16 protein-coding genes are annotated in these 18055 nt (G+C 72.3%); 9 read left to right on the top strand and 7 right to left on the bottom strand.

Annotated elements, in window-relative coordinates:
- Positions 1 to 23: 23 nt before the first annotated feature.
- The 7 genes from RWH44_RS14685 to RWH44_RS14655 form a co-directional block, all read right to left on the bottom strand.
- Positions 24 to 1073 (bottom strand): glycosyltransferase family 4 protein, encoded by a 1050-nt coding sequence (locus RWH44_RS14685; protein WP_316005154.1) that lies wholly within the window; start codon positions 1071 to 1073, stop codon positions 24 to 26.
- Positions 1070 to 2173 carry a glycosyltransferase gene (locus tag RWH44_RS14680; RefSeq protein WP_316005153.1) on the bottom strand — a complete coding sequence of 368 codons (1104 nt, stop codon included), beginning with the start codon at positions 2171 to 2173 and terminating at the stop codon, positions 1070 to 1072. Before RWH44_RS14680 ends, RWH44_RS14685 begins: the two co-directional genes overlap by 4 nt.
- Positions 2170 to 3093 (bottom strand): NAD-dependent epimerase/dehydratase family protein, encoded by a 924-nt coding sequence (locus RWH44_RS14675; protein ID WP_316005152.1) that lies wholly within the window; start codon positions 3091 to 3093, stop codon positions 2170 to 2172. The genes RWH44_RS14680 and RWH44_RS14675 overlap by 4 nt, the downstream gene beginning before the upstream one ends.
- 357 nt (positions 3094 to 3450) lie before the next feature.
- Positions 3451 to 4605, bottom strand: a complete 1155-nt coding sequence (locus tag RWH44_RS14670) for a nucleotidyltransferase family protein (protein ID WP_316005151.1) — start codon at positions 4603 to 4605, stop codon at positions 3451 to 3453.
- 155 nt (positions 4606 to 4760) lie between these two features.
- A complete protein-coding gene (locus tag RWH44_RS14665) occupies positions 4761 to 5756 on the bottom strand; it encodes a LacI family DNA-binding transcriptional regulator (protein WP_316005150.1) in 996 nt (331 codons plus the stop codon).
- Between the two features lie 202 nt (positions 5757 to 5958).
- Positions 5959 to 7113: a Gfo/Idh/MocA family protein gene (locus RWH44_RS14660; RefSeq protein ID WP_298874174.1), complete on the bottom strand. Its 1155-nt coding sequence runs from the start codon at positions 7111 to 7113 to the stop codon at positions 5959 to 5961.
- Positions 7114 to 7195: 82 nt separating this feature from the next.
- Complete coding sequence (locus RWH44_RS14655) at positions 7196 to 8035, bottom strand: class I fructose-bisphosphate aldolase (RefSeq protein ID WP_316005149.1); 840 nt, start codon at positions 8033 to 8035, stop codon at positions 7196 to 7198.
- A gap of 128 nt (positions 8036 to 8163) precedes the next feature.
- Between RWH44_RS14655 and RWH44_RS14650 the strand changes: the two genes are divergently transcribed.
- The 9 genes from RWH44_RS14650 (at position 8164) to RWH44_RS14610 (ending at position 18024) form a co-directional block, all read left to right on the top strand.
- Complete coding sequence (locus RWH44_RS14650) at positions 8164 to 9162, top strand: DUF4432 family protein (protein WP_316005148.1); 999 nt, start codon at positions 8164 to 8166, stop codon at positions 9160 to 9162.
- An 85-nt stretch (positions 9163 to 9247) separates the two neighbouring features.
- The gene (locus RWH44_RS14645; protein WP_316005147.1) at positions 9248 to 10678 is read left to right on the top strand and encodes a LacI family DNA-binding transcriptional regulator; all 1431 of its coding nucleotides are present in this window, start codon (positions 9248 to 9250) and stop codon (positions 10676 to 10678) included.
- The gene (locus tag RWH44_RS14640; protein WP_316005146.1) at positions 10678 to 11715 is read left to right on the top strand and encodes a hypothetical protein; all 1038 of its coding nucleotides are present in this window, start codon (positions 10678 to 10680) and stop codon (positions 11713 to 11715) included. The genes RWH44_RS14645 and RWH44_RS14640 overlap by 1 nt, the downstream gene beginning before the upstream one ends.
- On the top strand, positions 11712 to 13103 hold the full coding sequence (locus tag RWH44_RS14635; RefSeq protein WP_316005145.1) for an FGGY-family carbohydrate kinase: 1392 nt from the start codon (positions 11712 to 11714) through the stop codon (positions 13101 to 13103). The genes RWH44_RS14640 and RWH44_RS14635 overlap by 4 nt, the downstream gene beginning before the upstream one ends.
- A 2-nt stretch (positions 13104 to 13105) precedes the next feature.
- The gene (locus tag RWH44_RS14630) at positions 13106 to 13885 is read left to right on the top strand and encodes an ATP-binding cassette domain-containing protein (RefSeq protein ID WP_316005144.1); all 780 of its coding nucleotides are present in this window, start codon (positions 13106 to 13108) and stop codon (positions 13883 to 13885) included.
- Positions 13882 to 14964, top strand: a complete 1083-nt coding sequence (locus tag RWH44_RS14625) for an ABC transporter permease (protein WP_316005143.1) — start codon at positions 13882 to 13884, stop codon at positions 14962 to 14964. Before RWH44_RS14630 ends, RWH44_RS14625 begins: the two co-directional genes overlap by 4 nt.
- Before the next feature lie 42 nt (positions 14965 to 15006).
- Positions 15007 to 15996, top strand: a complete 990-nt coding sequence (locus RWH44_RS14620; protein ID WP_316005142.1) for an ABC transporter substrate-binding protein — start codon at positions 15007 to 15009, stop codon at positions 15994 to 15996.
- 193 nt (positions 15997 to 16189) lie between these two features.
- Positions 16190 to 17038 carry a class II fructose-bisphosphate aldolase gene (locus RWH44_RS14615; RefSeq protein ID WP_316005141.1) on the top strand — a complete coding sequence of 283 codons (849 nt, stop codon included), beginning with the start codon at positions 16190 to 16192 and terminating at the stop codon, positions 17036 to 17038.
- On the top strand, positions 17035 to 18024 hold the full coding sequence (locus RWH44_RS14610) for a 1-phosphofructokinase family hexose kinase (RefSeq protein WP_316005140.1): 990 nt from the start codon (positions 17035 to 17037) through the stop codon (positions 18022 to 18024). Before RWH44_RS14615 ends, RWH44_RS14610 begins: the two co-directional genes overlap by 4 nt.
- Positions 18025 to 18055 lie beyond the last annotated feature (31 nt).

The raw sequence follows: 18055 nt of genomic DNA, 5'->3' as shown, positions 1-18055 counted from the left end.
GGGCCTTGACGTCCGGACGGCCGTCACCGTTCGGCGAGCACCTCGTCGATCACCTGGGAGACCCGCTCGGCCGATCGGCGCCACGAGAACCGGGCCGCGTTGGCGTGGCCCGCCTCGATGAGCCGCGCGCGCAGCGGTTCGTCGTCGACCAGACGCGACATCGCGGCAGCGAGATCGTCGGTGTCGTACGGGTCGACGAACAGTGCCGACTCGCCCAGCACCTCGGGCAGCGAGGCGGCGCGGGCGGCGATGACCGGGCATCCGCACTGCTGCGCCTCGATCGGGGGGATGCCGAAACCCTCGTACAGCGAGGGGAAGACGAAGGCGAGGGCCCCGCGGTACAGGGCGGCGAGTTCGGCGTCGTCCACGCGGCCCAGGAAACGCACGCGATCGTGCGCGTCGTCGTATCGCTGTCGCGCGAAGCTGTTGGTCTGCGTGCCGACCACACGGAGCTCGACATCGGGATGGGCGGGCGAGAACGCGGCGAAGGCCGACATCATCCGCGCGAAGTTCTTGTGGGCGTTCGGGGAGGACACGGCCAGCAGGTACGGTCGTCCGCGCTCGGTCGGAGCCGGGCGGAACCGGTCGTCGACGCCGTTGTGGATCACGGTGAAGCGCTCGGGCGCCACGCCGAAGTGCCCCGCGATCTCGTCGCGCGAGAACGCGCTGACGGTGAGCAGGCGAGCGCTGTGCGCGATGAGACGGGGAACCACGAGGGCGTAAAGGGTGCGGAATCGGAGTCCGAAGCTCTCGGGATGCCGCACGTAGGTGATGTCGTGGTGGGTGGAGATCTGCGGTCGGTACCAGACCGGGCCCGTGCTCGTGAGGTTGACGACCGGGTGGCGCCCCCGACGGGCGAAGAGGGGCAGGTCGATCTGCTCCCACCCGTGGCCGCGGAGGCGTCCGACCTCGACGATGCGGCCGCGGTCGAGCCCGGCGTCGTCGAACGGACCGTGCGGGACGGCGAGCACGAGGTCGTCGCGCAGGGCCATCAACTCGCGCGTGATCTCGGTGGCGAAACGTTGGATGCCGGTGGTGCGCTGCGTCAGGAAGCGCGCATTGACGACGATCACGAGAGCCGCGTGGCGGCGAGGTCGCTCGCGCCCCGGTAGATCGCCAGCGAATCCACGCCGATGCGGTCGTCGGTCAGGCTGCGTCGAGCCCAGTCGAGGGCGGCGGCCGACATGCGCTCGCGCAGGGGCGGGTCTGCCAGCAGGCGTGCGGTGGCGGCGATCAGCTCGGCGGTGGTGCGACCGACGTAGCCCGAGACGCCGTCGAGGACGCTGTCGCGATTGCCCACCACGTCGGACACTACGGCGGGGATGCCCTGCGCCTGCGCCTGGATGAGCGAGAGCGACATGCCCTCCCAGAGGGAGGGGAACAGCAGGACGTCGATCTCGTCGATGAGCGTGACCAGTTCGTCGGCGGACACCCATCCCGTCACGCGGACCGGGGCGTCGCCGAGCCATCGCGCCTCGTCGGCGGGCGAGCCGGCGCCGATCCACACGAAGTCGGCGCCGCCCTGCAGCGCGCGCGCGGTGGCCGCGAAACGCCAGGGCGCCTTCTGATGCGTGACGCGCCCGATCATCCCGACCACCGGGCGGCGGTTGGCATCGGCGCGCCGCGGCGAGACGGCGATGGTGTCGGCCGCGACGCCCGTCTGCAGCAGACGGGCGCGAGGCGGCGCGAGCTGGGCCTGGGCGGTGGCGAACTCCGAGGGCGAGGTGAGCACGAGGGTGCTGCGTCGAGCGAGGATGCTCTCGATCACCCGGATGCCGAGCCGTGCCGCGCGGGGGAGGTCGAGGCGAAGGAAGGCGAAGCCGTGCGGGGAGTAGAACATCCGCTCGGGCGACGACCGGGTCCACAGTGCGGCCCGACCGACCGCCCCCGCGATGCTGGAGTGGGCGTGGACGACGTCGACGTCGCGGGCCGCCCGACGCACCGCTCGGAACAGGGCCAGGAGGTCTGCGCGGCGTCGACCGGTCGAGACCCGCTCCAGACGCACGCCGGGGTGGAACCGAGTTCGCAGGGCGTCGTCGGTGGGAGTCTCGGGGCGCGGGACGAAGAGCACGGTCGTCTCTGCGCCCGCCTCCGCCTGCCGCCGCGAGATGCTGTCGACCAGGCTCAGGACCCCGCTGCCCATCGCCTCGGTCACGTGCAGGACGCGCGTCATGCCGTCATCCCCATCTGCGCCCACGTGCGTGCGACGCCCTCGGTGAGTGAAAGGTCGTGGTCGTCGCCGAACTCGTCGACGAACCGACCGACGTCGAGCACCACGTGGTCGACGAAGGTCGCGGGTTTGGGGACGACGTGCACGGGGAAGTCGCGCCCCACCACGTGTCGAACGGCCGCGAGGACCTCGCGCACCGAGTGCCCGCGCCCGCTGCCGAGGTTGTAGGCGCGTTCGCGCGGCTCGGTCTCGACCATGCGCAGGATGCGACGGACGAGGTCGTCGACATGGATGTAGTCGCGCACCATCGAGCCGTCGCCGACCTGCACCACCGGCTCGCCGCGTTGGATGCGATTGAGCGTGATCGGGATGATGCCCTGTCGCTTGGACGGGTTGGCATTCGCCCCGTAGGGGTTGGAGATGCGCAGGGAGACGGATGCCAGTCCCTCGGTCGCGGCGTAGTAGTCGAGGTAGCGCTCGACGACGAGCTTGCCGATGCCGTACGGCGAGAGGGGGGCGAGAGGGGCGGTCTCGGAGAAGACCGGCAGGGTCTGCGGGCCGTAGATCGCCCCGCCGCTGGAGGCGTAGAAGACCCGCCCGACACCGGCGCGGGCGCACAGCGCGAGGAGCTCGACGCTCTGGCTCACGTTGGTGCGGAGGTCGAGGGTCGGGTCACCGTCGGCGGTCGCGGGCGTCGTCGTGGAGAGGAAATGGAAGACGACGTCGTGGCCGTCGACCGCGGCGGCCAGATCGGACGTGCTCAGGAAGTCGCCGGCGACGATCGTGACCGACGACGAGGCGAACGAGCGGGTCCCGCGGCTGAAACGGTCGAATCCCGTGACCTCGTGCCCCGCCTCCACCAGCGCGTCCGTGAGGCGGGAGCCGAGGAAGCCGTTCGCGCCGATGACCAGGCAGCGCGCCATCAGTGCGCGTCGCGGGCGGCGGTCGTGGACATGGAGGCCCTCTCGTTGGGGGAGGCGGAGGCCGATGCCCGTCGATGGCATCGGGACGCACCGGACGGGGTCGGAGAGCGCGACGGGCGGGCGGTTGCTCGACGCGGTCACGACTCTCGCCCGTCCACGGGGCTGCCCCGAGCCGCCGCGCGACCGCGGTGCGGGGGTGAGTCCTGTGGACGGGCGGCCGCCGGAACCGCCGTGGAGAGGGAGGAGCACCCGTACCACCGGGCGGCTCCGCGGCGTCCGGCGGGGGCCTCGAAGCGGGGGAGGGAGGGGCGGATCTCGCCGGCTTCACCAGCCGGATCGTTCGACGGTCCCTCCGGATCACCCCGTGGAGGACCGCCGGAGCCACTCCCGCGCGCCTCGTCGGATCCGGCGCAGTCGAGCCCGGGTCGCGCACGCCGACGGCTCGCCCGCCCGTCGGGCGGACGCCAGCGCCACCTCGTCGGGGGGCCAGATCAGCCGCAGCAGCAGACGGAACCGCACGGCGAGGGGCTCGGTGCGCAGGGCGTGCCAGTACGCGTGCGCGCGGTCGGGCTGAGCCCGCCAGGCCCAGTCGCGGGGCACGCCCCCGTCGGTCAGATCGTCGTCGGGCAGGAGGGTGCGCAACTCCTCCCTCAGGACGGGGACCGCCCCCAGTTCCCGCGCGCGGGCGCCGGCGCCGGGCGCGCGGGTCAGAACCGCCCGCGCCGCGTCGGACGCCTGGGGCGTCCGGGCCCCGCCGCCGATCTCGGGGCGCACCAGGGTCACCGCCGCGAGCACCGCGTGGACGGCGACGGCGGGGACGGGCACCGGGACCCCGGCGTAGAGCATCTGGTCGGCGTCGCGCGCAACGATCGCGAAGGCCTCGTCGTCGGGCAGCGTGAGGCCGGGGATGCGCCGATGGACGTCGATCTCGCACCCCCACCCGCCGGGCGCGAGGGTGATCGAGTGATGGACGGACGTGCCCCACCAGGGGTCGGGCTCGCGCGTCCAGCCGTACTGCTCCAGCGCCGTCGCGAGCTCGTCGCATCGCGACGGCTCGCACCAGACATCGACGTCTCCGGAGTGCTCGCGGTCGCGGAGTCCCTGGCGGTGCAGGGCCGGCCCCTTCACGAAGACGCAGGGGATGCCGCGGTCGGCGGCGATGCGGGCGACGAGGGCGTAGACGAGCTCGTGCATCGGCGACGAGAGCGCCGGCGGTCGCAGATCGGCGACGCCGGCGGGGTGCGTCGCGGCGAGGACGGCGAGACCGGCCGCGCGGAATTCGTGCAGGAGGGCCGCTGCGTCGGGGTCGACCGCCGAGGGGACGACCGGCGTGCCCTCGACCAGTCGCCGCCAGAGTGAGGCGCCGGCGCCGACGAGGCAGAGGGGGGCATCCGCACCGACCGGGACCACGAGGATCTCGGCCTCGGGGAGGAAGAACGAGGAACCCCGGACGTCGATCGCGCCGAGAGCCACGGGGATCCAGCGCACGCCCGGGTCAGCGGCAGACGACATGGACGACCTCATGAGACGGGGATGGCCCCCCAGTCTCGCGGCGCGATGCGGAGTCGCCCCGCGGGCGGCGGCGGGATCGGCCGCCGATCCCGTGTCGTTGCGCCACCCTTTCATCCGCGACGGGCTTCGGACTCACCCGAAGGCGCGGGGAGACCTCAGCGCACGCCGCCGCGGTCGACCAGGTGTGTCGGCACGAGATGAGTGTGCGAGCCGGTCGCCGGGGCGTTCCGGCGCGCGAGCAAGGTCTCGGCGGCGAGGCGGCCGAGGCCGGCGATGTCGTAGTCGACGATACGGATGCGCCGCGGAAGCAGATGGGACAGCTCGAAGTCGTCGAACCCCGCGAGGGCGATGTCGGCGCCACGCGGGAGGATGGCCTCGAGAACGCCGATTGTGACGCGGTTGTTGGCGCAGAACACGGCGGTCGGCGGGGCGTCGGACTCGAGCAGGCGCAGCATGGCGTCGCGGGCCACAGCCGGGGTGTGGAGTCCCTCGACCACCAGGGCGGGATCGGGTTCGCGCCCGGCGGCGGCGAAGGCCTCTTCGACGCCGGCCCAGCGCTCGGCCATCGTGTAGATGCTCCGCGCGTCGAGAAGCACCGCGATGCGACGGTGCCCCGCCTCGAGCAGCTCGGCGACCGCCGCTCGGGCGCCGCCGCGGTTGTCGAGGAGGATCGCATCGGCGGGGATGCCGCTGCCGGGGCGGTCGAGGAACACCACGGGGGTGCCGAGCTCGACCTCGCGCTGCAGGTAGGAGTGGTCGTCGGCGGTCGGGACCACGACGAGCCCGCCGACCTGGCGCTGGCACAGATCGAGGGCGAGGGCGCGTTCGGTCGCGGCATCCTCTTCGCTGGATGCCATGACCAGGTGCATGCGCTCGCGGGAGACCGCCGACGACACGGCGGCGGCGATGGCCATGTAGAACGTGTTCGACAGGTCGGCGGCGATGAATCCGATCGTGTCGCGATCGCCGGAGCGCAGGCTCGCGGCGAGGGCGTTGCGGTGATAGCCGAGGCGATCCACCGCCGCGAGGACGCGCTCCGCCATCGCGGGGTCGACGTTCGGCTGGCCGTTGATGACGCGCGAGACGGTCTTGAAGCTGACGCCCGCCTCGGCGGCGACGTCGACCATCGTCGGTCGGCCGGACTTGCGCATGCGTCTCCTCGGGTGATGCCGTCGGGGGCGGCATCCTTCGAGCATAGGGATCGGCGGGGACGCGGGGCCATCCGGGCACGGGACGCGCGCGGCGGCCCGCGCGTCGATCGCTGCGTCCCGGTCGACTCCCGGAACGACGAGTGTCCACGACACCCCGCGTCCCGCGAAGAGGAGGCGGCGTGTCGTGGACACTCGAGAGGGGTCAGACGGCGGGGGCGACCAGCGTGCCCGTCTCGTGCGAGGCGATGGCCGCGGCGAACAGGCGGTGGGTCAGAGCCGCCTCCTCGGGGCGCACGCAGCCGAACCCGTCGCCGAGCTCGCCCAGGTACTCGGCGAGGAAGGCCGCCCACATCTGGAGGATGGCATCCGAGAATCCCGACTCGAAGTTGGGGCCGGTCACCGTCGGCCAGACCGACTGGCTGCCCGCATCGATGCTCTGCCAGCTCTGCTCGCGGCCCACCCCGGGAACGTCGATGACGGCGAACACCTCGACCTGCTTGGGGTTCTTCGTGCTGAAGCGGACGCCACCCGACATGCCCACGGCCTCGAACTCCCACGTGTTCTTCTGCCCCGGCGCGATCCGCTTGGTCTCGGTCGTGAGAGGGAAGGGCGCGCCGTCGTGCCGCGCCCAGGAGTGGATCACAGCGTTGTCCCACGTGTCGCACGGCTGAGGCGAGCCGTCGGGGCCGGGGCGCTCGGTGACGATGTCCTGCAGGATGCCGACGACCTTCTCCGGCGTCCAGCCCAGGCGCAGCGGCACGTGCCAGGTGTGCATGCCGAGGTCGTTGAGGACTCCCGCGTCGCCGCAGAACTGCTTCTGCCGCTTCCAGTTCAGCGGCTTGTGCACGTCGATGTCGCTGGAGTGCAGGAAGGTGCATTTCGCCTCGACGATGCGGCCGAGGGCGCCGGATCGCACGTAGTCGACGGCCCACTGCGCGCCGGGGAAGAACGGCATCTCGCTCGAGACGCGCACGAACGACCCGGTCGTCTCGTCGATGGCGGCGACGACCGCGTCGGCGGCGGCGCGGTCGATGCCGAACGGCTTCTCGGCCAGGAGGGCCTTGCCGGCGCGGATGGTGTCGACGTACAGGCGCTCGTGCAGGTCGTGGCGCACGGCGATGTAGACGACATCGACGCGCGGATCGGCGAGCAGCTCGTGGTGGTCGGTCGTGGTCAGCTGCACCGTGTCGATGCGCTCGAAGAATTCCAGAGCCGCCGGATTGATGTCGCACACGGCGACGAGCTCGGGCTCGGCGGGGTGGTCGATGAGCGCGGGCCAGCGGCGCAGGGCCGCCGCGATCTCGCGACCCATGAGGCCGCCGCCGATGATGCCGACGCCGATCTTCTTGCCGGTCATGCCTGGTCTCCTTCGCGGGAGGCGGGGGTCGTGGTCGGCGCGTCGGCGAGGACGCTGCGGCGGTCCGCCGCCGCGAGCGCGGTCATTCCGCACCGCCGATCAGGGCGAGGGCCTCGTCGACCGACGCGTTCTCGTGCACGACCGCCATGAGGGCGGCGGTGATGCCGGCCGGGTCGCGGTGCTGGATGACGTTGCGGCCGTAGACGATGCCGCGCGCGCCCTGCTCGAGCACCGCCTGCGTGCGCTCCAGGAGCGTGCGGTCGTCGACGCGTCCGCCCCCGCGAACGAGCACCGGGGTGTCGCCGGCGGCCTGGATGACGCGGTGGTAGTCGCCGATGTCGTCGGTGGGGTCGGCCTTGATGAGGTCGGCGCCGAGCTCGCGCGCCTGCCGCACGAGGGTCACGACCTTGGCGGTGTCGCCGTCGACGCCGTAGCCGCCGCTGCCGGGCTTGGTCTGCATGACGAGGGGCTCGATCATGAGCGGCATCCCGTACTTCTCGGCGTCGGTGCGCAGCGCCAGGATCGAGCGGATGCACTGCTCGCGCACCTGCGGCTCGCCGGGGAGGTCGAGGAGGTTCACGCACACCGCCACCGCGTCGAGCCGGACGGCGACCTCGATGGCATCCGGCACGTGGATGCTGTGCAGGGGCGACTCGAGCGGGTCGTTGTAGACGTTCGCGATGTCGGTGCGCAGCACCAGGCCGGGCTTCTGCTTGCCCGGGACGGACTGCAGTAGCGGGGCCTGGCCGAGGGTGAGCTGGACGGCATCGGGGCCGGCGTCGACGAGGGTGGCGACGGTCTTCGCCATGTCTTCGATGCCGGTGAGGAACGAGGGCTCGTGGAACGCGCCGTGGTCGACGGCGACGTCGAACGCGCGACCGGAGCGCGCGTTGAAGAGGCGGTTGAGGCGGGGTTTCGACATGGGGTGTGGGTCTCCGAAGCGTCGTGTCGGGGCGCGGCTCTGCGCTCGACGGTCAGTATGCGGGCGCAAGACAACGTTGTCAATCGCTGCTACCCTGAGGCGCACCACGGCGAGGAAGGCGGGGGCTCATGGGCGAGCTGTACGGACGATCGATCGACGAAGCGCGCCGACGCGCGGGCTCGACGGCGCAGATCGCGACGGTGGAGCAATCGCTGCGCACCGACGGACCGGATGCCGGCACTCGACGACTGCGGATCGTCGCCGGAGACCTCGACGTCGAGCTGCTGCCCGACCGCGGGCTCGATCTCGGCCAGGTGCGCCATCGCGGCGTCCCTCTCGCGTGGGTGTCGCCCACGGGATGGCCCCGGCCCGGGGTGAGCGGATTCGGGGCGGCGTTCGGGGGAGGGCTCGTCACCACGTGCGGCCTGCTCTCGTTCGGTCCGCCGTCGTCGGACGCCGAGGGCGACCACCCGCAGCACGGCCGCTACAGCGGGCTTGCGGCATCCGTCCGTCGGGCGGAGGTCGAGGACGACGCCGTGGTCGTCGAGGCGACGGTGGTGGAGGCGACCGTGCTCGGGGCGCACTTGGAGCTGCGCCGCCGGGTGCGCGTGCTGCTCGGCGAGGCGCGCATCGAGCTGCGCGACGAGATCGTCAACCGCGGGGCCCGTGCCGTGGAGCCGATGGTGCTGTACCACGTCAACCTCGGCTGGCCGCTCGTGGACGAGGCGACGCTGCTGCGCTCTCCGGCGGTGCGGGTCGATCCGCGCGACGCCGCCGCCGAGGCCGGGGCGGCGACCTGGGCGGAGTTCCCCGCGCCGGTGGCCGACTACCCCGAGCAGGTGTTCCGGCACGAGCTGCCGACGGATCGGCGCGTGAGCGCGGAGGTCGTCGCGACGTCGGGCCTCGGCATCCGCCTCTCGTTCGACACCGCGGTGCTGCCCGCGATGTTCCAGTGGCGGGTGGCGCAGGACGACGGTCTGGTGCTGGGGGTGGAGCCGGCGACGGCCGCGACGATCCTCGGCCGTGCCGACGCGCGCGACGCGGGGCTGCTGCGGGCGCTGGCTCCGGGGGCCTCGTGGGAGCTCGGGCTCGACATCGATGTCATACGTGATCGATCCGATACTTGACAACGTTGTCCGCGGGTCGCAGGATGACTCCATCGAAGCCCGAGCCCGGGCTTCACCGCCAGATGACAACGATGTCGGAGACGCGATGACGCACGACGAGACGATGACCGCCCGCGCGGTCGGCGAGATCGCCGCGGCCCGCCCGCGCGCTCGCCTCATCGACGTCGCCACCGCCGCGGGGGTGAGCCCCAAGACCGTGTCGCGCGTCATCAACGACGAGCCGGGCGTCCTGCCGCAGACCCGCGACCGCGTGCTGCAGACGGTGCGCGCGCTCGGGTTCGTCCCCGACCGCAGCGCCCGGGAGCTCAAGCGGCGCGCGGCCGACACCATCGGCATCCTGATCGATGCGATCTCCGACCCGTTCTTCGCCGCCTTCGTCAGTGTCGTCGAGGAGCTCGCGGTCGCCGAGGGCCTGAGCGTCATCTTCGCCAGCACCGGGTACGACGCGGCGCGCGAGCGCACGCAGCTGGACCGTCTGACCGGTCATCGCCTGGCGGGTCTCATCGTCGCCCCGGTGGCGGTGGAGGCCTCGACGCTCGCGGGGCTCGGTGCACGCTTCCCCGTCGTGACGATCGACCGCGCGAAAGAGGGCATCGACGCGGTCGTCATCGACGACTTCGGAGCGGCCGTGGACGCGACCGCCGCCCTCCTCGCGCACGGACACCGTCGCGTGGCCTTCATGGGGGAGGACGTGCCCTACCCCACGGTGAGCGACCGGCTCGCCGGCTATCGCGCGGCGCTGGAGACCGCGGGTGTCGCCTTCGACCCCTCGCTCGTGGTGACGCACGAGCGCTTCGGCGCCGGTGAAGCCGTCGCCGCCCCGCTCCTTCTCGAGCGCGACGACGCCCCGACCGCGCTGCTGTGCGCGACGAGCCTCGCGGCCATCGGCACGGTGCGCGCGATCCGCGCGCGGGGCCTGCGCATGCCGGCGCTCGTCTCGTTCGGCGACTTCACCCTCGCCGAGGTGCTCGAGCCCGGCATCACCTACGTCGACCACGACCCGCGCCTGCTCGGGGCGGCCGCCTTCCGGCGTCTGCGCGAGCGGGCGGAGCGGCCCGGCGAGGGTCCCGTGCGGATCGTCGTCCCGACGCGGCTCGTGCCGCGGGGATCGGGCGAGGTCGCACCGGCGGCCGGGGCCGCGGCGGACCCTTCGACAGGCTCAGGGGCCGCCGCTGGCGCCGGGGTGGGTTCGGCGGGGTCGGGGTCCGTGGCGGCGGGGGCCGCGGTGGACCCTTCGACAGGCTCAGGGGCCGCCGCTGGCGCCGTGGTGGGGTCGGCGGGTTCTGGGGCCGCCGCTGGCGCCGTGGTGGGGTCGGCGGGTACGGCGGGCGGCGCTGTCGGCGCCGCTCCCGCCCTGGTCGAACCCGTCGCCGCCCTCGCTGCGACCGCCCTCGCCCTCGTCCACACCCCGCCCACCGACGCCACCGAGGTGTCGGCCACCGACCTCTCCCGCACCCGCCCCGAGCCCAGCGGCGACGTCGCCGCTGCGGCCTCCGAACCGATCGGAGCCCCGTGATGAAGCCCGTCCTCCTGCCGCCCAACCCCGTGCAGCACTTCTACCGCGGCGGCGATCGCATCGCCGCCCTCCGCGGCATCGTGCCCGAGACCGATCGACAGCCCGAGGAGTGGCTTGCATCGACCGTGTCGCGCTTCGGCTCCGACGAGATCGGTCTCGCCGTGACCGACGAGGGCGATTTCCTGCGCGACCTCGTCACAGGCGATCGCGCCGCGTGGGTGGGGGCGCGCGGGGGACGGGATGCCGGGGATCTCGGCATCCTGGTCAAGCTCCTCGATGCGCGTCAGCGCCTTCCCGTGCACGTGCACCCCGACCGCGGCTTCGCCGGCGCGCACCTCGACTGCCCGTACGGCAAGACCGAGGCCTGGTACGTGCTCGAGACAGAGGACGACTGCGCCGTGCACGTCGGCTGGAACGAGGACGTCGACCGCGACGAGCTCGACCGCCGCCGCGACGCGCAGGACAGCGACTGGATGCTGTCGCGCATGAACCGCGTGGTCGTGCGCCCCGGCATGGGCGTGCTCGTTCCCGCCGGGACCGTGCACGCGATCGACGGCGGCATCTTCGTCGCCGAGGTGCAGGAGCCCACCGACTTCTCGATCCTGCTGGAGTGGTCGGTGACCACCTCCACCCGCGAGGAGTCGCACCTCGACCTCGGATTCGACGCCGTCATGCCCGCGGTCTCGACCGACAAGCTGGATGCCGAGGGCCTCGCCGCTCTGATCAGCACCGCCGGGACGACCCCGGCGGGGGCGGACTTCCGCTCGCTGCTCCCGGCCGCCGCCGATCCGTACTTCCGCCTGTTCGACGCCGCGGGCGAGACCGCGGCGCGCGAGGCCGGCTTCGCGGTCGTGCTGGTGCGGGAGGGTTCCGGGGCGCTCGTGTCGGACGCGGGGTCGATCGACGTCGAGCGCGGTCAGGTCTACGCCGTTCCGCACGCCTTCGGCGCGTGGCGTCTCGCCGGGTCCGCCGAGGTGCTCGTCGCCGCGCCCGGCGCCGGCTGGCCCGGAACCCTGCGCGGGGGTGGAGTGCGATGAGCGACTACGTCGTCGGCGTCGACATGGGCTCGACCAGCACGAAGCTGCTGGTCGCCACCCCCGACGGTCGCCAGGTGCTCGTGGTGAGCCGCCGGTCACCGTGGACCAACCTCGACCACGGGCAGGCCGAGATGACCGCCGCTCAGGCGATCGCCGTGGTGCGCGAGCTCGCGGCCGAGGCCGACCGGCGCCTCGACACGGGGTACCGCATCGTCGCCCTGGGGGTCTCGGGCATGGCCGAGGCGGGCGTGCTGCTGGATGCCGAGGGCACCGCGCTCGCGCCGATCATGGCCTGGTTCGACCCGCGGGGAGCCGCGCAGATCGGGGCGACGCCCGACGCGTTCCGCGCCGAGTTCCTCGGCCGGACCGGGTTGCCGGTGGGGCCGTTGGCATCCGTCTCGAAGCTCCTGTACCTGCGCGATAAGGGCGTGTCACTCGAGGGGACGACGTTCCTGAACGTGCCCGAGTACGTCGTGCACGCCCTCGGCGGGCCGCGGGTCGCGGAGTACTCGCTCGTCTCGCGCACCGGTCTCATCGACCAGGACGACAGCACGCCGTGGCAGGCGGCCCTGGACGTGCTGGGCGTCGACGACTCGATTCTCGGAACGCTCGTGAGCGCCGGGGAGGCGGTCGGCACGATCACCGATCCGCTGCTGCCCGCGGGCTTCCAGGGTGCGGCGCTCACCGTCGCGGGGCACGACCACCTCGTCTCCGCCGTCGCCGTCGGCGCCACCCACACCGGGCAGCTCTACGACTCGATGGGTACTGCCGAAGCCCTCGTGCGGGTGCTCGACGACACCCTCCCCTTCGACGCCCGCGAGCGTCTCGCGCTGGCGGGCATCAACTGCGTGCGCCACGTCATCCCCGGCAAGTTCGTGCTGCTGGCCGGCACCAAGTCGGGACTGCTCATGCGCCGCGTGCTGCAGCTTCTCGGGATCACGGATGCCGTGGGGCGTGCGCGCATCGACGAGGAGACCATGACGTTCCCCGTCGAGGGGACCGTGTCGGATGCGGGACTCGCCGTCTCGGGCGCCCGCAACGACGACGGCGTGCTGAAGATCGTCGCGCAGAGCGACGGGCTCAGCCCCGCCGAGCTGTTCGCGGCCTCGCTCCGTCACGGCAACGACATGCTCGCCGAATGCATGGCCGTGATGGACCGCGAGGTGCCCCCGCCCACCTCGACCGTGCTCACCGGCGGCTGGTCGTCGATGGCATCCGTGGTGCGCTCCCGCTCCGCGCTGCTGCCCGCGGTCACGGTCTCCACTCACGACGAGGGCACCGCGTACGGTGCCGCCCTCTTCGCCGCCTTCGCGGTGGACTCCCGTTCTTTCGAGGACGTCGCCGAGACGTTCCTGTCCTCCCCTCTTCTCACCACGGAAAGGAGCTGACGATGTCGTCAGTCACCACGGCGGTCCCGGTGCTCCAAGCACGCGGCCTGTCGCGTCAGTTCGGTCATGTCCGCGCCCTCAGCAACGTCGATTTCGAGGTCTATCCCGGAGAGGTCACGGCTCTCATCGGCGACAACGGCGCCGGGAAGTCGACCCTCGTGAAGGCCCTCTCGGGCAATCTCGCGGTCGATGAGGGCGAGATCCTCTTCGACGGCAAGCCGATCGACATGTCGAACCCGCAGGTCGCGTCATCGCTCGGCATCGAGACGGTCTACCAGGACCTCGCGCTGGCACCGCACCTCGATCCCGTGCAGAACATGTACCTCGGTCGCGAGATACGCCGCCCGGGACTGGCGGGGGCGCTCGGGTTCATGAAGACCAAGGAGATGGCCGTCGCCTCCCGAGCCGCGTTCGACGAGCTCGGCGCGACCGTCCGCTCGCTCACCTCACCGGTGGGGGAGATGTCGGGCGGTCAGCGCCAGGCCATCGCCATCGCCCGCGCGGTGCACTGGGCCGGGCGCCTGGTGTTCCTCGACGAACCGACCGCGGCGCTCGGCGTGCGCCAGACGAAGAACGTGCTCGAGACCATCCGTCGCGTGCGCGACAAGGGCATCGCGGTCGTGCTGATCTCGCACTCCATGCCGCACGTGATGGAGGTCTGCGACCGCGTCCAGGTGCTGCGTCTGGGCACGCGCGTCGCCAACGTCCCCGCGAAGGACACCTCCATGGAAGAACTCGTCGGGCTCATGACCGGCGCCGTCACGAAGGACGACCAGAAGTGAGCCTCAAGACCCCTCCCACCGAGACCGTCGCGATCGGCACTCTCGAGGAGAACAAGCCGAACTTCCTCGTCGGGCTGCTCAAGGCGCAGGCCTTCCAGATCCTCATCATCCTCATCGTCATCGTGCTGATCTTCAGCGCTCTGGCGCCGGAGTCGTTCGCCCAGTGGTCGAACTTCCGCCTCATCATCCAGAACGCGTCGATCCTCGCCGTCCTCGGTGTGGGGATGACCTACATCATCATCACCTCGGGCATCGACCTCTCGATCGGGTCGGTCCTGGTGTTCTCGGGCGTCGTGGCCGCCATGACGATGCGCGCGCTCGGCGGGGAGGGCTGGGGCGTGGCGACCATCGGCATCCTCGTCTCGATCCTGAGCGGCGTCTGCTGGGGCCTTCTCAACGGCTTCCTCATCGCCAAGGCGAAGATCCCGCCGCTCATCGTCACGCTCGGCTCGCTCGGCATGGCACTGGGCCTCGCGCAGATCCTGACCGGCGGCGTCGACATCCGCGACGTGCCCACCGTGCTGACCGTCTCGATCGGCTACGGCAACGTCTTCGGGTCGCTGCCCATCATCAGTGTCATCGCGCTGGTCGTCGTCGTGATCGGCGCGGTGGTGCTGCACTTCACCCGCTTCGGGCTGTACACCTACGCGGTGGGATCGAGCGAGCTCGCCGCCCGTCGCGTGGGCGTCAAGGTCGACCGCCACCTCATCGCCGTGTACACGCTGTCGGGAGCGCTCGCGGGGCTCGCCGGCATCCTGGCCCTGTCGCAGTTCTCGACCACGGCGATCGCGGGGCAGTCGCAGACGAACCTGAACGTCATCGCGGCCGTGGTGATCGGCGGAACGTCGCTGTTCGGCGGCGTGGGAACGATCTTCGGCACGGTGGTCGGCCTCTTCATCCCCGCGGTGCTGCAGAACGGCTTCGTCATCACCGGCGTGCAGCCCTTCTGGCAGCAGGTCGCCGTCGGCGCGGTCCTCATCACCGCCGTCTACGTCGACCAGGTGCGCCGCACCGCCGCGACCCGCGGCAACACCCAGAGCCTCTGGCGCACCTTCGTCAGAGGTGGCCGTCGCGGGTGAGCCCGCAGCGTCCATAACCCCCAAGAGAGAACGGTCATCACAATGCAGTGGAACAAGAAGGTTCTCGCGTTCGCCACCCTCGGCGCCGCAGCCACCCTCGTCCTCGCCGGGTGCTCCGGCGGCTCGTCGTCGGGATCCGCCTCGGGCGGCGCCGACGGCGGCTACAAGATCGCGTTCGTGCAGGGCGTCGCCGGAGATGAGTTCTACATCTCCATGCAGTGCGGCATCCAGGACGAAGCCGCGAAGGAGGGCGCGACGGTCACGACCCAGGGCCCGGAGAAGTTCGACCCGACGTTGCAGAAGCCGATCGTCGATGCCGTCGTCGCCTCCCAGCCCGACGCGCTGCTGATCGCCCCGACCGACGTCTCGGCCATGCAGGCGCCGATCGCGGCCGCCGAAGCCGCGGGTATCAAGGTCGTGCTCGTCGACACCACCCTCGAAGACCCCTCCGGCGCGGTGTCGCAGATCTCCTCCGACAACGAAGGCGGCGGAGCGGCCGCGTTCGAGGCCATTCAGAAGGCCAACCCCGACGGCGGCAAGGTGCTCGTCGTCTCGGTCGACCCCGGTATCTCGACCACGGACGCGCGCGCCCAGGGCTTCGAGGACGCCGTTGCGAAGGACAGCAAGTTCGAGTCGGTGGGCGTGCAGTACTCGCACAACGAGCCCTCCACCGCCGCCGAGATCGTCACGGCCGCCTTGCAGAAGGACCCCGACATCGTGGGCATCTTCGCCGCCAACCTGTTCGCCGCCGAAGGCTCGGCCACCGGCGTGCAGCAGGCCGGCAAGCAGGGCCAGGTGACCATCGTCGGCTTCGACGCCGGCCCCGCCCAGGTGAAGGCCCTCGAGGCCGGCACGGTGCAGGCGCTCGTCGCGCAGGAGCCCGCCACCATCGGCTCCGACGGCGTGAAGCAGGCCATCGCGGCGCTGAAGGGTGAGGCGACGGAGGAGAAGATCCAGACCGGCTTCACCATCCTCACCAAGGACAACATCGACGGCGACGGGAAGGACGCGGTCTACAAGTCCAGCTGCTGATGCACCCCGGATGCCGGGACCCTCGCGCTCACGCCAGGGTCCCGGCATCCACCCCCGCCCGGAGGCTTCGACAGGCTCAGCCACCGGGCTCGCGCGACCGCAGGTCCCTGAGCCTGTCGAAGGGACCGGGACCCGCGCAACGCTCAGCCACCCGACTCGCGCACCCCACCCCGACACAGAGAAAGACACCACCGTGCCGCTGGCCGACATGCCCACGCTCCTCGCCGCGCATCGCGCGGTCGGGGCCTTCAACTTCATCACCCTCGAGGTCGCCGAGGCCATCGTCGCCGGGGCCGAGGCCGCCGAGACGGGCGTGATCCTTCAGCTGTCGCAGAACGCCATCGCCTTCCACGGCGGTCTCGCGCCCGCGGCCTCCGCCGCCCTCCGGCTCGCCGAGGGAGCCCGCGTCGACGTCGCGGTGCACCTCGACCACGCGACCGACGAGCCGCTCGTCGACGAGGCGCTCGCCGTCGGCATCCGCTCGGTGATGTTCGACGCCGCTCACCTGACGGATGCCGAGAACCTCGAGCGCACCGCCGCCGTCGCCACCCGCGTGCACGCCGCCGGAGCCTGGATCGAGGCCGAGCTCGGCGAGATCGGCGGCAAGGGCGCCCACGCCCCGGGCGTGCGCACCGACGTCGCCGAGGCCGTGCACTTCGTGCGCGAGACGGGCGTCGACGCCCTGGCCGTGGCGGTCGGCAGCGAGCACGCCATGCGGGAGCGCAGCGCGAGGCTCGACGATCGCCTCATCGCGGAGCTCGCCGCCGCCGTCCCCGTGCCGCTCGTGCTGCACGGGTCGAGCGGGGTCGCCGACGCCGGGATCGACGGCGCCGTGCGCGCCGGGATGCGCAAGATCAACATCGGCACGCATCTGAACACCGTGCTGACGACGGCCGTGCGCACCGAGCTCGACCGGGACCCGGATGCCATCGACCCCCGCCGCTGGCTCACTCCCGGCCGCGCCGCGGTCGCCGACGAGGTGCGCCGCTTGCTCGACGTCATCTCGGGGCGCAGCGCCGCCGGGATCGGGACCCACGCATGACGGGCTTCGTCACCCTCACCGCGGCCGGCGCGATCGACGCCACCTACCGAGTTGGTGCCCTGCGTCGCGGCACCTTCACCCGCGCCGACAGCTACACGCGCGAGGTGAGCGGCAAGGGGGTGAACGTCTCGGCCGCCCTCTCCGCGGGCGGGGCCGACACCGCCGCGGTCGTCGTGCTCGGTGCCGATGACGTGCGCTTCGCGCGGTGCGGACTCACCGCCCCCCTGCTGCGCATCGTCGAGGTGCCCGGCGCGACGCGCGTGAACACCTCGATCATCGACGCCGACGGCGCCACCACCAAGGTCAACGCCCCCACTCCGCCCCTGTCGGCGGAGGCGTGGGATGCCACGATCGCGGCGCTGCGCGCGGAACTCGCCTCCCGCACCGCGCCCTGGCTGGTCATCTCGGGCAGCCTTCCGGAACTCGCCGGCACGGGCAGGCTCGTCGGCCTCGACGCGGTGCGCGCGGTGGCGCGGGAAAGCGGCGCGCGTGTCGCGGTCGACACCAGCGGAGCGGCCCTCGACGCGGTGCTCGCCGACCCGGCCGGCGTCGACCTGCTCACCCCCAACGCGGAGGAGCTGTCGGCGGCGGTGGGACGCCCCCTCGGCAGCCTGGGTGACGTCGTCGCCGCCGCGCGAGAGGTCATCGCACGCGGGGTCGGCACGGTCGTCGCGAGCCTCGGCGCCGACGGCCTCGTCGCGGTGACGGCCGACCGAGCGGTCTTCGCCCGCGCCGACGCCCCCGTCGTGGCCAACACCGCCGGGGCCGGGGATGCCGCCCTCGCGGGGTTCCTCCTCGGCTTCACGCGCGATTCCGCCGCGAGCGCCGCCCCGCTCGCCGCCGCCGCGGCATCGGCCGCCGAGTGGGGAGCGCACGCGGTCGCGCACGCCTCGACCCTCGTCTCGGGGCGGCCGCACGGCATCCGGGCGCTGGTGGACGCCGAGCCCGACCTGACGCGGGTTCTCACGCCGGAGGGCGAGGCGTGACCCCTCGCCCGCCTCGATCGAAGGACGACAC

It is taken from the genome of Microbacterium phycohabitans (assembly GCF_032464935.1).
In the GTDB taxonomy this organism is placed as follows: domain Bacteria; phylum Actinomycetota; class Actinomycetes; order Actinomycetales; family Microbacteriaceae; genus Microbacterium; species Microbacterium phycohabitans.
Note: the sequence above shows the minus strand (reverse complement) of the source record. Positions and strands in the feature narration are given on the sequence as shown.

Coding starts and splice junctions, on each gene's coding strand:
- RWH44_RS14680 (WP_316005153.1), bottom strand. CDS start 2,173: ATGACGCGCGTCCTGCACGTGACCGAGGCGATGGGCAGCGGGGTCCTG.
- RWH44_RS14675 (WP_316005152.1), bottom strand. CDS start 3,093: ATGGCGCGCTGCCTGGTCATCGGCGCGAACGGCTTCCTCGGCTCCCGC.
- RWH44_RS14670 (WP_316005151.1), bottom strand. CDS start 4,605: ATGTCGTCTGCCGCTGACCCGGGCGTGCGCTGGATCCCCGTGGCTCTC.
- RWH44_RS14665 (WP_316005150.1), bottom strand. CDS start 5,756: ATGCGCAAGTCCGGCCGACCGACGATGGTCGACGTCGCCGCCGAGGCG.
- RWH44_RS14660 (WP_298874174.1), bottom strand. CDS start 7,113: ATGACCGGCAAGAAGATCGGCGTCGGCATCATCGGCGGCGGCCTCATG.
- RWH44_RS14655 (WP_316005149.1), bottom strand. CDS start 8,035: ATGTCGAAACCCCGCCTCAACCGCCTCTTCAACGCGCGCTCCGGTCGC.
- RWH44_RS14650 (WP_316005148.1), top strand. CDS start 8,164: ATGGGCGAGCTGTACGGACGATCGATCGACGAAGCGCGCCGACGCGCG.
- RWH44_RS14645 (WP_316005147.1), top strand. CDS start 9,248: ATGACGCACGACGAGACGATGACCGCCCGCGCGGTCGGCGAGATCGCC.
- RWH44_RS14640 (WP_316005146.1), top strand. CDS start 10,678: ATGAAGCCCGTCCTCCTGCCGCCCAACCCCGTGCAGCACTTCTACCGC.
- RWH44_RS14635 (WP_316005145.1), top strand. CDS start 11,712: ATGAGCGACTACGTCGTCGGCGTCGACATGGGCTCGACCAGCACGAAG.
- RWH44_RS14630 (WP_316005144.1), top strand. CDS start 13,106: ATGTCGTCAGTCACCACGGCGGTCCCGGTGCTCCAAGCACGCGGCCTG.
- RWH44_RS14620 (WP_316005142.1), top strand. CDS start 15,007: ATGCAGTGGAACAAGAAGGTTCTCGCGTTCGCCACCCTCGGCGCCGCA.
- RWH44_RS14610 (WP_316005140.1), top strand. CDS start 17,035: ATGACGGGCTTCGTCACCCTCACCGCGGCCGGCGCGATCGACGCCACC.